The 14,556-nt window shown below is 39.2% G+C and carries 17 protein-coding genes and 1 other annotated feature (1 of these 18 only partly in view); all 17 genes read left to right on the top strand.

From position 1 onward, the window contains the following. Position 1 precedes the first annotated feature (1 nt). The 17 genes from murD to J4G36_RS07830 all read left to right on the top strand — a co-directional run bounded on the left by murD (position 2) and on the right by J4G36_RS07830 (position 14,276). Positions 2-1,351, top strand: coding sequence for a UDP-N-acetylmuramoyl-L-alanine--D-glutamate ligase (murD, locus tag J4G36_RS07910; protein WP_210469481.1), 1,350 nt, complete (start codon positions 2-4; stop codon positions 1,349-1,351). Between the two features lie 45 nt (positions 1,352-1,396). Further along, positions 1,397-2,464 (top strand): putative lipid II flippase FtsW, encoded by a 1,068-nt coding sequence (gene ftsW / locus J4G36_RS07905; protein ID WP_246880438.1) that lies wholly within the window; start codon positions 1,397-1,399, stop codon positions 2,462-2,464. 19 nt (positions 2,465-2,483) lie between these two features. Further along, a complete protein-coding gene (locus J4G36_RS07900) occupies positions 2,484-3,272 on the top strand; it encodes a cell division protein FtsQ/DivIB (RefSeq protein WP_210469480.1) in 789 nt (262 codons plus the stop codon). After that, positions 3,265-3,969 (top strand): DUF881 domain-containing protein, encoded by a 705-nt coding sequence (locus tag J4G36_RS07895; RefSeq protein WP_210470473.1) that lies wholly within the window; start codon positions 3,265-3,267, stop codon positions 3,967-3,969. Before J4G36_RS07900 ends, J4G36_RS07895 begins: the two co-directional genes overlap by 8 nt. Positions 3,970-3,994: 25 nt before the next feature. Next, the gene (locus tag J4G36_RS07890; RefSeq protein ID WP_368668734.1) at positions 3,995-4,708 is read left to right on the top strand and encodes a DUF881 domain-containing protein; all 714 of its coding nucleotides are present in this window, start codon (positions 3,995-3,997) and stop codon (positions 4,706-4,708) included. Positions 4,709-4,710: 2 nt separating this feature from the next. Continuing rightward, positions 4,711-5,082: a small basic family protein gene (locus tag J4G36_RS07885; RefSeq protein ID WP_210469479.1), complete on the top strand. Its 372-nt coding sequence runs from the start codon at positions 4,711-4,713 to the stop codon at positions 5,080-5,082. Positions 5,083-5,176: 94 nt separating this feature from the next. Beyond that, positions 5,177-6,460 (top strand): cell division protein FtsA, encoded by a 1,284-nt coding sequence (gene ftsA, locus J4G36_RS07880; protein WP_210469478.1) that lies wholly within the window; start codon positions 5,177-5,179, stop codon positions 6,458-6,460. A 50-nt stretch (positions 6,461-6,510) separates the two neighbouring features. Further along, the gene (gene ftsZ, locus J4G36_RS07875) at positions 6,511-7,695 is read left to right on the top strand and encodes a cell division protein FtsZ (RefSeq protein ID WP_210469477.1); all 1,185 of its coding nucleotides are present in this window, start codon (positions 6,511-6,513) and stop codon (positions 7,693-7,695) included. A gap of 748 nt (positions 7,696-8,443) precedes the next feature. Next, a complete protein-coding gene (locus J4G36_RS07870) occupies positions 8,444-9,298 on the top strand; it encodes a sigma-E processing peptidase SpoIIGA (RefSeq protein ID WP_210469476.1) in 855 nt (284 codons plus the stop codon). Further along, the gene (gene sigE / locus J4G36_RS07865) at positions 9,288-10,001 is read left to right on the top strand and encodes an RNA polymerase sporulation sigma factor SigE (protein ID WP_210469475.1); all 714 of its coding nucleotides are present in this window, start codon (positions 9,288-9,290) and stop codon (positions 9,999-10,001) included. The genes J4G36_RS07870 and sigE overlap by 11 nt, the downstream gene beginning before the upstream one ends. Before the next feature lie 94 nt (positions 10,002-10,095). Continuing rightward, the gene (gene sigG / locus J4G36_RS07860) at positions 10,096-10,881 is read left to right on the top strand and encodes an RNA polymerase sporulation sigma factor SigG (RefSeq protein ID WP_210469474.1); all 786 of its coding nucleotides are present in this window, start codon (positions 10,096-10,098) and stop codon (positions 10,879-10,881) included. 128 nt (positions 10,882-11,009) lie between these two features. Then, complete coding sequence (locus tag J4G36_RS07855; protein WP_210469473.1) at positions 11,010-11,255, top strand: PRC-barrel domain-containing protein; 246 nt, start codon at positions 11,010-11,012, stop codon at positions 11,253-11,255. Positions 11,256-11,324: 69 nt separating this feature from the next. After that, the gene (locus J4G36_RS07850) at positions 11,325-12,020 is read left to right on the top strand and encodes a YggS family pyridoxal phosphate-dependent enzyme (protein WP_210469472.1); all 696 of its coding nucleotides are present in this window, start codon (positions 11,325-11,327) and stop codon (positions 12,018-12,020) included. Beyond that, positions 12,017-12,463 carry a cell division protein SepF gene (locus tag J4G36_RS07845; protein WP_210469471.1) on the top strand — a complete coding sequence of 149 codons (447 nt, stop codon included), beginning with the start codon at positions 12,017-12,019 and terminating at the stop codon, positions 12,461-12,463. The genes J4G36_RS07850 and J4G36_RS07845 overlap by 4 nt, the downstream gene beginning before the upstream one ends. 26 nt (positions 12,464-12,489) lie before the next feature. Beyond that, on the top strand, positions 12,490-12,777 hold the full coding sequence (locus J4G36_RS07840) for a YggT family protein (protein ID WP_210469470.1): 288 nt from the start codon (positions 12,490-12,492) through the stop codon (positions 12,775-12,777). Between the two features lie 115 nt (positions 12,778-12,892). After that, entirely contained in the window at positions 12,893-13,669 is a 777-nt protein-coding gene (locus J4G36_RS07835; protein ID WP_210469469.1) for a YlmH family RNA-binding protein, read from the top strand. 97 nt (positions 13,670-13,766) lie between these two features. Next, complete coding sequence (locus J4G36_RS07830) at positions 13,767-14,276, top strand: DivIVA domain-containing protein (protein WP_210469468.1); 510 nt, start codon at positions 13,767-13,769, stop codon at positions 14,274-14,276. A 118-nt stretch (positions 14,277-14,394) separates the two neighbouring features. Next, positions 14,395-14,556, top strand: a binding site (T-box leader); it runs 57 nt beyond the window's last position.

Raw genomic sequence — 14,556 nt, 5'->3', positions numbered from 1 at the left:
GATGAAGAATACAATGCAATTTAAAGATAAAAAAGTACTGATTCTTGGGCTTGCGAAAAGTGGATATGCAGTGGCGAAGTTACTCCATTCATTAGGCGCTGATATCACTGTCAATGACTCTTCCCCTGAGAATGGGAATAAAGAAGCTGCAGAGTTACGAGCTGATGATATTTCAGTTATTTGTGGTGGTCATCCTATAGGGATTTTAGATGAAGGATTTAGTTTAGTCATTAAAAATCCAGGCATACCTTATACCAATCCAGTGGTTATGGACGCAATCAAAAGGGAAATTCCAGTTTGGACGGAAATCGAGCTTGCCTATAAAATTAGCGAAGCGCAAATCATCGGAATAACGGGGTCAAATGGCAAGACAACAACAACAACCTTGCTGTTTCATATGCTTAGCATTGGTAAAAAGCGTCCATTAATTGCGGGGAATATTGGTACAGTATCCTGTTCAGTTGCAGAACATGCAACTCCGAACGATGTCATTGTGCTTGAAGCATCCTCCTTCCAACTTATGGGGACAGAAACATTTAGACCGAAAATAGCGATTTTGACAAATATTTATGATGCGCATCTAGATTATCACGGAACATCGGATGCTTATGCTGAAGCAAAAGCAGAAATCACGAATAATCAGCTTGAAGATGACTTTTTTATATACAATGAGGAACAAGAAGCCGTTCGCGAGATTGCCATGAAATCACGGGCGATATTAATTCCTTTTTCAGTTAGTGAGAAAAAAGAAATCGGTATATCTGTCGATGAAACTTATATATATTGGAACGGGACGCCTTTTATTAACCGTTCTATTATTAAATTGCCAGGGCAGCATAATCTTGAAAATATTTTATCTGCAACAGCAGCCGCAATATTAATGGGTTGTAATAAAGATGCGATTGAAGATGTGTTAGCATCATTTACAGGGGTTAAGCACCGGATGCAGTATGTGAAAGAGTTACAAGGCAGAAAATATTTCAATGACTCTAAAGCTACCAATACATTGGCTACCAAAAGCGCGCTTGCTGCTTTTGACGTGCCGACTATATTGATAGCTGGCGGATTAGACCGGGGTCATTCCTTCGAAGAGTTAAGACCATTTATGGGAAACGTGAAAGCAGTCGTAGCGCTTGGTGAAACTCAGAAACGATTTGCTGAATTTGCATCTTCATGCGGTATTGAACAAATATTAAATGCGGGAACTATGGAAGATGCCGTACGCCTTGCGCATGCCCTTTCCGAAGTTGGAGATGTTATTTTATTATCTCCCGCAAGCGCAAGTTGGGATCAATATGTCAGCTTTGAAGTTCGCGGCGATGCGTTTATAGAGGCAGTCATGTCCCTTTAAGTATAAAATACTGACCGTGGAAGGATGCGTTAACTGGAAAAGAAATTGAAGATAGCGTTTGTCTTATCGGCAATCGCATTATCGTGTATAGGATTGGCTTTTGTCCATTCCGCAGGTTCTTATTGGGGTACCGTTTATTACGCAAATTCTTCTCCTTTTATTATCAAACAATCGATTCATATGGTAGTATCCATGGGCATTGCATTATTTATCATGAAAAGCCCGCTGACATCAAAAGAAAAAACGTGGACGATTATTTATTGGCTTGTGATAGTGGCCCTAATCGCAGTTAAGATACCCGGTATTGGTGCTTTTCGTAATGGTTCACAAAGTTGGATTGTATTTGGTCCGTTGAGTTTACAACCAGCGGAATTTGCTAAAATAACTGTGATTACTAAACTTGCAAGTAGTCTTCGGTTTAGAAGCAAAGGAAAATACGTCTTCAATCTTAAGGATATAGGTATTATTTTACTGCCAGCCGGGTTAATCATGTTACAACCCGACCTTGGTTCAACTGTCATTCTAGTCGTTTCAGCGTTCATCGTGTTATTTGTAGCCGGTTATTCATTACGTTTTTTTACAATAATTGGTGTTACAGGTTTGGTTGCATTTATCGGGTTAATCGCAGCGGCATCGTATCGACTCGATCGCATAAAATCATATATCGATCCATGGAACGACCCACTGGGCACTGGATTTCAAGGCATACAGTCCTTATTTGCAATTGCTCCAGGTGGCCTTTTTGGACATGGTTATGGAAATAGTCGGCAAAAGTATTTGTATTTGCCTGAGCCTCAGAATGATTTCATCTTCTCGATTATTGCAGAAGAGTCAGGGTTTTTAGGGGCTACGATAATAATTTCATTATTCATAGTGCTTCTCGTAGCAACATTTGGAATTGCCATAAGATCAAAGGACCGCTTTTCATTTCTTGCTGTAACCGGTATGGGGTCAATGATTCTATTCCAAACCTTTTTAAACATCGGTGTAGTTTCAGGTTTATTGCCAGTCACGGGGGTGACGCTGCCGTTTATCAGTTATGGTGGTTCATCACTTATGACGACTTGGATAGCAGTTGGAGTAGTCATGCATTTTATGAATGAAAAAACATAGTGAATAGGAGGGGAGCAATATGGAGAAAGTCATCGATATAGAAGAACGAATTCCGTCAATGCGGGAGAAAAGGCGCAGAAGAACCAATAAAAAATTCATCTTTATATTGTCAATCTTTGCTTTAGCTCTCCTCGTCATTCTTTATTTTCAATCACCCTTCAGCAAAATTAATAATGTAACAGTGACAGGGAATAATTTACATGATAAAGAATTTTACATAGAAACGAGCGGTCTAATAAAGGACAAGTCTTTTTGGGGATTTACCAGAAATAAGACCGAGGAAGTTCTTGGCAACCTCGAAACTGTAAAAGAAGTTTCTATTACTCGAAAATGGCTTAATGATATTGATATTAATATTACTGAATGGAATACGATAGGCTATTTGGAAAAGGAAGGTCAATTTAAGTTATTACTTGCAAATGGCGAAACATTTTCAGCAGATGAATTAAAGCCAAGTGACAAAGCTCCTATCCTAAATGGTTTTGACGATTCCGTGAGCAGGAAGAAAATAACGAAGCAACTCTTAAAGATAGAAAATAATGTCTATCAATTAATTTCAGAAATCATTATGAATGACGATAAACATGGCTCAACAGACTTGACGATTTTTATGTATGATGGATACGAAGTGCGTGCCATGATTTCGACTTTCGCTGAAAAGATGGCTTATTATCCAGAAATCACAGCACAATTGCATGATCACGAAAAAGGCGTAATCGATATGGAAGTCGGCACATTTTTCACGCCATATAGTAAAGTATACGGTATAAGTGAGGAGGGCGATGTGAGTGCCGAAGAAGATGAATGATGCCTACAGGAAAAAAGGTTGGCATATTTTATTTTCAATCGTATTTTTAGTGCTAGGTTTTATCCTTGCATTTTCCTATAAGACATTGGGGAAAAGTAAGGAGACAATGAGTCCGGTATCTGATTCATTCTTAGCGGAAGAAAAATATCGAGAAGAATTAATTTTACAAAAAGAACGAAATAAGGAACTTTCCGATGAAATCGGCGTCAAGCAGGAAGGTATACGGTCCTATGAGCAATCATTTTCCGCTAAGGAGAAAGCTCATGCTGACTTAGTTGAAGAAGCAAAAGATCTTCGCTTGCTGCTTGGTGTAATTCCTGCTACTGGTCCGGGTATCAAAATAATACTGAAAGATGCGGATTATGATCCAGTAGAACAAAATCCAAATGATTATATTGTCCATGAGAGTCACATTTTTAAAGTTATAAATGAATTAAGAATCTCAGGGGCGCAAGGTTTGTCAATCAATGGTCAACGGATTACAGCAAACTCCTTTATAAAGTGTACAGGCCCGGTGATTACGGTGGATGGAAAAACATTTCCGGCTCCATTTGTAATCGAAGCCATCGGTGATTCAGATGTACTAGCTTCTTCTTTATATTTAAAGGGAGGGGTTATCGACGGTTTAATACGCGATAACATTGTCGTTACGACAGAGCAAATTAAAGAAATGAAATTGGCGGCTTTGGGGGAATAAGCTAGACGCGAAGGAGGAAGCCCAGGTGCGAAATCAATTCAAATTCTCGATTGTTTTGCTCATAGTAGGGTTTATGGTTGCTGTTCAGTATAATACAGTGAAAAAACCTGAAGTGCGTGATACACGAGACGTTTGGGCAATTCGGCAGGAATTAGCTGCCGAAAAGAAAATCCACTCTGAATTACTAAGTGACCTCCGCGAATTGGATAAGACAATCGATACATACGAAGCTTCAAAAGAAGAAAATGCCGGAAAAGTACTTTTGGAAACAGTGGACAACCTTTATGAACAAGCGGGCATGACGGATATCGAAGGCCCAGGGTTGGTCATTCAAATACGTCCTTCCATGGAAAGTGTAGCATTCGGGTTGCCTATTGAGGGAATTTCCCCAGACTTACTAACGCGCTTTATTAATGAGATAAATCGCATAAAAGGAAATTCTATCGAAATTGACGGAAAAAGATTCACCACGTTAAGTTCAATTCGGGATATTAACGGAAAAACAACTGTGGATGGCTTGAATGTATCGGTCCCACCAATAAATTTGAAGATTATAACCCAAACCTTCGCTGACGCTGAAAAACTTTTTAATACATTGCATGCTTCAGAAATTCATGATGATTTTTATCTTGATAATTTAAACTTAGAAATTGGTGAGCCTAAGAATGAAATTAAAATCCGTGGCTGGAAAGAGCGATACACTAATTTGTTCTTAAAAGAATTGCCGAAAGGGGAATGACCATGTGGTTGCCAATTTTAGGGTTGATACTTGGTGTAACGCTTGGACTATTATCAGATCTACATATCCCGCAAGTTTATGGCAATTACTTATCGATCGCCGTTCTAGCTGCGCTGGATACTTTGTTTGGCGGTATACGCGCCCATTTACAGCAAGTGTATGATGATAAGGTATTTGTTTCAGGATTTTTCTTTAACATCGCGCTTGCAGCTGGTCTTGCATTTTTGGGCGTACATCTTGGCGTAGACTTATATTTAGCAGCTATATTTGCATTTGGTGTACGATTATTTCAAAATATCGCGGTTATCCGTAGAATTCTTCTTGCCAAATGGACGGAAAAAAGACAAGATTCCAATGTGGAAAATGCCAAATGAAAGGAAACATTTACATTATGCCAAAATTATTTAGACAATACTGTTATAATGCAATAGAATGGTATATAACAATTGAATTTGGAGGTGCCAGTCATTGAACCAATCAGAATTGTACGTTTCATTAGATATAGGATCATCATCAGTAAAAGTACTAATTGGTGAAGTTGATGGCGGGACTCTACATGTTATTGGAGTAGGGAACGTTCAATCAGCCGGAATTCGCAAAGGAACAATAATTGATATTGACGCCACTGTCGAATCGATTAAAAAAGCTGTTGACCAAGCTGAGCGAATGACAGGTATGCAAATTCATGAAGTAATTCTAGGCATACCAGCCAATGGAGTTGTACTTCAAGACGTTAAAGGCGTAGTAGCGGTTAGTTCAGAGAATCGCGAAATTACAGACGAGGATCTTGATCGGGTTATGCAATCGGCCCAAGTGATGTCTGTTCCTCCAGAACGAGAAATTGTTAATATTATCCCAAAACAATTTATAGTAGATGATTATGGAGAAATAACAGATCCGAGAGGTATGATTGGCGTCCGTTTAGAAATGGACGGAACGTTGTTTACCACATCTAAGACCTTACTTCATAATATCTTACGATGCGTTGAACGCGCCGGATTAACAATACGCGATATCTTTTTACAGCCTTTGGCTGCGGGAACATTTGCGCTCTCAGATGATGAAAAAAATCACGGAACTGCATTTATCGATATAGGTGGAGGTTCGACGACCATTTCGATTTTTGGTGATGATCGATTCATGTCTACAAGCGTTATACCTGTCGGTGGTGACCACATAACAAAAGATTTATCGATTATTTTAAAAACACCAACCGAACAAGCTAGGAAAATCAAACATCAATATGGCCATGCATTTTATGATGATGCCTCTGACGATGAACTTTTCGAGGTTCCGGTAATCGGAGCCGACTCAAAGGATCAATACAGCCAAAGGTACATATCAGAGATTATTGAAGTAAGATTAGCAGAGCTCTTTGAACTTGTCTTAGAAGAACTATATAAGATGGGGGTTCATGATTTGCCTGGCGGAGTAGTTTTAACTGGTGGAATTACAAAGCTTGACGGAATTCTTCAGTTAGCTAGACATATATTAAAATCGCGCGTTCGTGTACATACACCAGAATTCATTGGTGTAAGGGAACCAATGTATACGACTGCAGTCGGGCTTATCCAATATGCTTATATGCATGAGGCTTATTTTGGTGCAACTTCCGATGCGCCGCCCGCTTCGCTTGTCGAGGCATCTGCAACAACGCATACCCACTCGAATAGACAACCTGAAAGAAAACATGCAAACAAACCTGGTTTGTTTAATCGGGCAAAGAAAGTTTTCGATAACTTTTTCGAATAATTGAATACTATAAACGAACAATCTTGTAAGTAGGATAAGGAGGAGTAACGATGCTAGAATTTGAAACGAACGATGACTCACTCGCAGTCATAAAAGTAATAGGCGTTGGAGGCGGGGGGAATAATGCTGTAAACCGAATGATAGAGCATGGAGTAGAAGGCGTAGAGTTCATCGCGGTGAATACAGATGCTCAGGCACTCAATCTATCATCTGCAGAAGTTAAATTACAAATTGGAACGAAACTAACGCGCGGTCTTGGCGCTGGAGCTAATCCAGAAGTTGGGAAAAAGGCAGCGGATGAAAGTAAGGAACAAATTGAAGAGGCACTACGTGGTGCAGATATGGTGTTTGTGACTGCCGGAATGGGCGGGGGTACAGGTACAGGTGCTGCGCCGGTAATCGCTCAAGTTGCAAAGGAGCTAGGTGCGCTAACGGTAGGTGTAGTAACTAGACCATTTACTTTTGAAGGACGCAAACGTCAAACGCAAGCCATTGGCGGTATTACTGCGATGAAGGAATCCGTAGATACGCTAATTGTTATTCCGAATGATAAATTACTCGAAATTGTCGATAAAAACACGCCAATGCTCGAAGCGTTCCGCGAAGCGGATAATGTACTTCGACAAGGTGTACAAGGTATCTCTGATTTAATTGCGGTCCCTGGCCTAATAAACCTTGACTTTGCTGACGTAAAAACAATCATGTCAAATAAGGGTTCAGCGCTAATGGGGATTGGTGTTTCAACAGGAGAAAACCGTGCTTCAGAAGCAGCCAAAAAAGCCATTTCAAGTCCATTGCTTGAAACGTCTATCGATGGTGCAAAAGGTGTTCTAATGAATATTACGGGTGGATCGAATCTGAGTCTCTTTGAAGTACAAGAAGCGGCGGATATTGTTGCGTCTGCATCGGATGAAGATGTCAACATGATTTTCGGTTCTGTCATTAATGATAACTTAAAAGATGAAATTATCGTAACGGTCATTGCAACAGGGTTTACTGAGGAGCAATTAGTCGCAACACGCCCTACAAGAAGCTCTGGCTTCAGTGCAACGACTCAGAGTCGTCCGCAACCTCGTGAACAGCAGATTGAACGTCCACGTCAACAACCACGACGTGAGGAGCAGGAGCAGTACCAACAACAAGAACCAGAGCCTGTTCGTCAACAACAAAATAACCACGCCGATGACGGATTAGATATTCCAACGTTTTTACGTAACCGTCAACGCCGTAAATAAACATAAAAGACTTTTTAGTAGGTTTATAACTTACTAGAAAGTCTTTTTTTTGTTTGTATTTGTACTGGAACATTCATTAGTACAGGGATCGTCGCTTTCCGTTCCGGGCGGACGCTTTCCTGCGGGCGAGCGCTGAGCCTACTCGTCGCAAGTGCTGCTCCTGTGGGGTCTCAGCTGTCTCGCTTATTTCCGCGGGAGTCGCTACCCTGCACTCCAATCGACTAATTTCAATGTACGAAGTAAGTTAATAGGTGCATATTTCTTACCAATATAGAAGTCCATATTCGCTTAAAGTGTATCAAAAGAATTATTTTTTCTGATAGTCTTAAAAAGAACTTTTATTTACAAATTATCTAAATCAACATTCCCAAATTAGAGACGACAACAATATACAAGAACAATCCAGCGTAGACGCCTCCCGAGTGGTAGCCAACCGAACAGCGAAGGGTTCGGTTTGTATAATTTCTGTGCACTTTACAGAAATTATACAGGCTTTGATAAAGGACAGTGATCTTCTGTCTGGCTTCTCGCGGGAGGCATCCACCAAGTGCGGAAAGATACAGATCAATCTTTCTTTAGCGCCGAAGCGAATTTCATAGAAGAATTCTATAACAACTCATACTTGTAAATGACCAATCATATAATCCCGATATGAAAATAATTGTCGAATGTTTTTTTTATTTCATTGCTCAATCCGACAAACATTTCAATACATGCATGCTAATGTTATTCATAGGGAGGGCGTCCTATGTATGGAGAGCTGATTATCGGACTCAATATGCTGTTTAATTTTGTAATTCTTTCATTCGCAAATAAAGTAGCCAATGTAGGTTCGACACGTGGACGTCTGCTAATCGCTAGTTTACTAGGCGCTATACCAGTAACTTTTTTTCCGTCCTCGTCGATTGCCATACTCGTTTCCTTTTTGTGTATGACAATCTATGCATTTGGAGTGAAACTGGATCAGTGGAAAAACTCTGCAGCAATGGTGTTAATCGGCGCCGTAGTTGCGGGCGGATTACTAACTGTTTTTCAAACAAGAATATCGACCCCGAAAGGCAGTGTATCAATTTTCATCTATGCTACAGTCGCCTACATTTCCCTTTACTTAATGAAAAGTAAGTGGTTAGACGTTCGAACGGTACGACGTGTTTCAGAGTTAACTGCTGACTCGACACTTTGCATATGGAATGAAAAAGTTCAGCTTACCGTTTTTGTCGATTCCGGTAATAGTTGTACCGAACCGCTATCAGGAGCACCTGTTCATTTTGTCTCTTTTCGCCTGTTAGAAGACATTATCCCAGATGAATTAAAAAAATCCTTATTATCGTGGGATCCGCAAGGTCCTTCCACATTAACCGAATTTCCAGAAGAATTTTTGAAAAATATACGACTGATTAAACTTCTAACTGTACAAGGGCATTCATGGGCAGTCGGCATTAAATTTGAAAAATGGACAATCGAAGGAGGAAATGAACTCGAGCAGGGCTATATCGTTTTGACAAAAGAAGATCGTCGCTATCCTAATGGTGCCGGAGCAATCTTACACGTATCTGCAATGGAAACATTAATTGAAGAAAGGGGAACTGTTCATGCTGCATGAAGCAAAAAAGTGGTTGTCGATTATCACCTCATTTTTTAAAAGGAAAAAGAATGGCACGTACTACATTGGAGGGCACGGTGCGCTTCCAAAGCCATTGACCCGGGAGGAAGAAGCGGTAACAATTCGTGCATTTATGGAGGGAGATATGGATGCACGCGATACGTTAATCGAAAAGAATTTGCGTCTTGTCGTTTATATTGCGCGTCGATTTGATAATACCAATACACATATTGAAGACCTTATTAGTATTGGAGCAATTGGACTCATAAAGGCGATTGAAACGTTTAAGCCAGATAAAAACATTAAACTCGCGACATATGCTTCCCGTTGTATTGAAAATGAAATACTAATGCATCTTCGTAAAACTAACAGAACAAAATCGGAGATATCTTTTGATGAACCACTAAATTCGGATGCGGATGGAAATGAGCTATTATTGTCGGACATCCTAGGGACAGAGGCAACAATAATTATTGATAATGTCGAGCGTAAAATTGAGCGTCAACACATGATTGAAGCCATTCGGACACTGGATGATAGAGAGCGTTATATTATGGCTTGCCGTTTTGGATTAACTGGTAAAGTCGAAATGACTCAAAAAGAAGTAGCTGAAATGCTCGGTATTTCTCAGTCTTATATATCGCGACTTGAGAAAAAAATCATCATGGAATTACGTGATATGTTAAATCATCCCATTGCATAATGGTTTAATTTGGAGCGATTGATTTTCGCATATTTCGCTATTCTGCGGATAGACTATTTCGTACAGTCATCTACAGAATGTGGAGGAATAGCGAATGGCACGTACACGAGTTGAAATATGCGGAATCGATACATCTGAATTGCCATTACTCTCGAACGAAGTAATGAGAGAAACATTTGTCCGATTGCAAAGTGGTGACATGTCCGCGAGGGAAGAACTTGTAATTGGAAATTTACGTTTAGTTCTAAGCCTAGTTCAAAGATTTATATATAGAGGTGAACAGGCGGACGATTTATTTCAGGTTGGATGCATTGGACTTTTAAAGTCAATTGATAACTTTGATTTGAAACACAATGTTCGGTTTTCAACGTATGCTGTTCCGATGATAATCGGAGAAATCAAAAGGCATTTACGCGACCATCATGCAATTCGGGTATCCAGATCACTTCGAGATATCGCGTATCAAGCAATGAGAGCAAGAGAAGAATTTATAAATGAAAGACAAACAGAACCGCGCCTCTCTGATTTGGAAGATGCGACAGGAATACCGGCTGACGAAATTCTTTATGCCCTAGATGCAATCCAAGATCCAATGTCGCTCCATGAACCAATGAATGGGGGCGAAGGTGATCCGGTGTTTTTGATGGACCAACTACAAGATAAAACTGTTTCAGAAGAAAGATGGCTGACATATGTTTCGGTAAAAGAAACGGTTTCATCAATGAACGAACGGCAACAAGATATCCTTTCAAAACGATTTTACCTTGGACAGACGCAAACGGAAATTGCTAAAGAACTTGGTATCTCGCAAGCACAAATTTCAAGGCTTGAAAAGAGTGCAATCAAGACAATTAGAGATGGCATGGAACAAGATATATAAATTCGATTATAAGATGTATGTTGCAAAGACTTCATAAATCTCCGTAATTATTACTTTTAACGCAATGCAGCCAATGCATTGCGTTATTTTTTATTTATAAGCATATATTCAATTAAAGGAGTGTTGATATGAAATTTTCTGAAATTCAAAAAAAAGAAGTAATTGACGCTACGAAAGGTTCTTTCCTAGGCTATGTTGAAGACGCGACAATTGATATTGCTAACGGAAAAGTAGAATCTTTACATGTTAATATTGGAGAAAGAAGTCTGTTTTTTGATTCCAAACAAAAAAATGTGAAGAAAATTCCACTGAAGGACATTTCAATTATCGGTAAAGATATCGTACTCGTTGGCAAGAAAGGTGGAAAAGAATGATATTTCATTGAAAAGTGAAGCGTTGCTTGGTACAATGAAATGAAAGATATATGAAAAGTAGTGATTAGAATGGGCAATCTTCAAAAACGTATACAAGAAATCAAAGAAAATATTTCAGTAGCTTGTACTAAAGTTGGAAGAGATCAATCTGAAGTAACGATTGTCGCTGTTACAAAAAGCGTTTCCGAACAAAGAGCGGCAGAAGTTGTGAATGAGGGAATCGTTGATCTTGGCGAGAACAGAGCTGAAGGTCTCGTTCAGAAACAACAAAATATGCAGGACGCGGATGTCTCCTGGCATTATATCGGAAACATCCAAAGCAGAAAAGTTCGGGATATTGTTGGAAACATTAGCTACTTACATTCACTAAGTAGAATAAACATTGCGAAAGAAATTCAAAAACGTGCCGCTGAACCCATTAATTGTTTCGTGCAAGTAAATGTTTCGGGCGAAGAATCTAAATCGGGTGTTACACCACAGGATCTAGAACGTTTTATAAATGATCTAGCTGAATATGATAAGATACGTGTCGTCGGTTTAATGACAATGGCGCCGAATACTGAAGATGAAGCATTAATACGTTCGGTTTTCAGTCAGATGCGCGTTCTACGAGATCAATTAATGGAAAAGAATATGCAACATGCGCCTTGTACAGAACTTTCAATGGGCATGTCAAATGATTATTCAATTGCAATTGAAGAAGGCGCGACGTTCGTACGTATTGGAACTGCACTAGTCGGAGCAGAAAGCGAGGGTGTCAGATGAGTCTTAAAAACAAATTCCAAAACTTCTTTTATCTAGACGAAGAAATTGAAGATGTAGAACCCCAAAGGAAGCAAGAAGAACAGCGTCCGATTGAACCCCCGAAACGGACAAAAGCACGTGCGCAACAATCAGTTAAAACTGAGCAACAACCAAACAGAGTTGTCAGTTTACAAAGCGTTCAAAAGTCATCAAAAGTCATTCTAATTGAACCGCGAGTTTATGCTGAAGCACAAGACATTTCCGAGCACCTGAAAAACAAAAGAGCCGTAGTCGTTAATTTGCAGCGTATTGAAAGAGATCAAGGCGTTCGCATTATTGATTTCCTGAGCGGTACTGTTTATGCACTTGGCGGAGATATTCAACGTATCGGAACAGATATTTTCCTTTGTGTTCCAGATAATGTTGAAGTTGCCGGGGCCATATCCGATTATTTCGAACAATAGAAACTAGATGAGGTGTACGATTTATAATGGTTCAATTTATAGTAATATTAGCAAATGTAATAAGTAATGCAATTACATTATTTAGTTTCATGCTCATCGCATATATTTTAATGTCTTGGGTACCATCAATGCGCGAAGGTAAATTCGGTCAATTATTGGGTAAAATTGTTGAACCGTATTTATCTTTTTTCCGTCAGTTCATCCCGCCACTGGGCATGATTGACATTTCACCAATCGTTGCGATCTTCGCTTTACGTTTTATTGACAGAGGGGTTGCAACTGTTTTTAATATGATTATTCAAGCAATTTATTAACAACTTTTAAATCCTCACAGTTGTGAGGTTTTTTTAAACAACATGGAAATAGCTAATCAAATTAGACAATTAATTTTTTGGATAGTTTTTGCAGCGTAGATGAGGAGTATAGGCCGTGGATGCAATCATGCAACATTTTAGAAAAGATGAACAACCTTTCATTGAAATGGCTATGGGGTGGGTACGGGAAGTGGAAAACTCGTATGCGCCTAAATTGACTGATTTTCTCGATCCTAGGGAGCGCTTTATCCTGGATTCGCTTATAGGCGGAACTGATATAGTGGTCGAATCTTACGGTGCATATCCAGAAAGTGAAAGAATGAGGGTATTACTTTTTCCAAGTTATTATGTTCCCGAACCAAATGATTTTGAAGTGACGATATTTCGTGTGAAATATGCAACTAAGTTTTTAACGCTCGAGCATAAGGATGTTCTTGGATCACTTATGTCGCTTGGAATCGAACGAGCTAAATTTGGCGATATACAACTCGCTGGGGATGAAGTGCAATTTGCTGTGGTTTCCGATATGAAGGACTATTTGACAGCGAATTTTACATCCATTGGAAAAGCAAAAGTTTCTGTTGAAGAAGTTACAAACAAAGAAGAGCTGATTGTCACGCATGATTTATGGATTGAATCGTTGCAAATCGTTAGTTCAATGCGACTAGATGCAGTTATTGCATCACTATTAAATTTTTCGCGACAAAAAGCTTCCGTAATAATCCGTAGAGACAAAGTTAGAGTAAATTGGGCCACGCAAAATGATCCATCAGCAGAACTATACGAATCGGATATGTTATCTATTCGAGGATTCGGTCGATTTAAAATAATTGCTGTAGAAGGAAGAACCAAGAAAGATAAAGTTCGACTTCTAACGGGACATCTAGAATAATCATTACAAACTATAAGTGAAAATACTGATAACTGATGTCATTTTGACTGATTTTATGTATAATGAAATTTACTAAGGTAATAGGAGGATTCGACATATGGCATTATCACCGCTTGATATACATAACAAAGAGTTTAGTCGATCAATGTTTCGTGGGTATGACGAGGATGAAGTCAATGAATTTTTGGAACAAGTACTGAAAGATTATGAAAATGTACTTGAAGAAAAAAAGGCGTTGGAAAATAGTTTAAAACAATCAACAGAACAAGTGACTCATTTCAATACAATTGAAACGACACTCCAAAAGTCGATTCTCACGGCGCAAGAAGCTGCAGAAGATGTTCGTCGTAATTCGATGAAAGAAGCGAAGTTGATTATTAAAGAAGCGGAGAAAAATGCAGACCGCATTGTTAACGAAGCACTATCACGTGCACAGAAAATTGCGGTTGAAATAGAGGACTTGAAAAAACAATCTAAAGTTTTCCGGAATCGTTTTAAAATGCTGATAGAAGCGCAATTGGATTTAGTCCAGTCAAATGACTGGGATGATCTGCTCGAATATAAAGTGGATGCGGAGCAACTTCATAAAGTAGCAGAAGAGCGGTAAAGTCAATAATACTAATACTTGACACCTTTTATGTTCAGAATTATAATTATGAGCATATATTGTCAGTAAACAATTTTGTGCATATACAGTTAGTACCAAAACATAAACTTCATATAGTTGACGAGCAAGGATAGAGAAAGTAATTTTCTGCTGTTGTATAAAGCGATTCAGGGATGGTGAGAGCCTGGAATACACACTGGAAATGAAAAATCACTCTTGAGCTGGTTTGCGGAATTAGAGTACGCAACCCCGGATATACCTCCGTTATGGTATCTGAGTG

Source organism: Sporosarcina sp. 6E9 (genome assembly GCF_017921835.1).
GTDB lineage: Bacteria > Bacillota > Bacilli > Bacillales_A > Planococcaceae > Sporosarcina.
The sequence above is the reverse complement of the archived record's forward strand: the minus strand, read 5'-3'. Positions and strand labels throughout refer to the sequence as shown.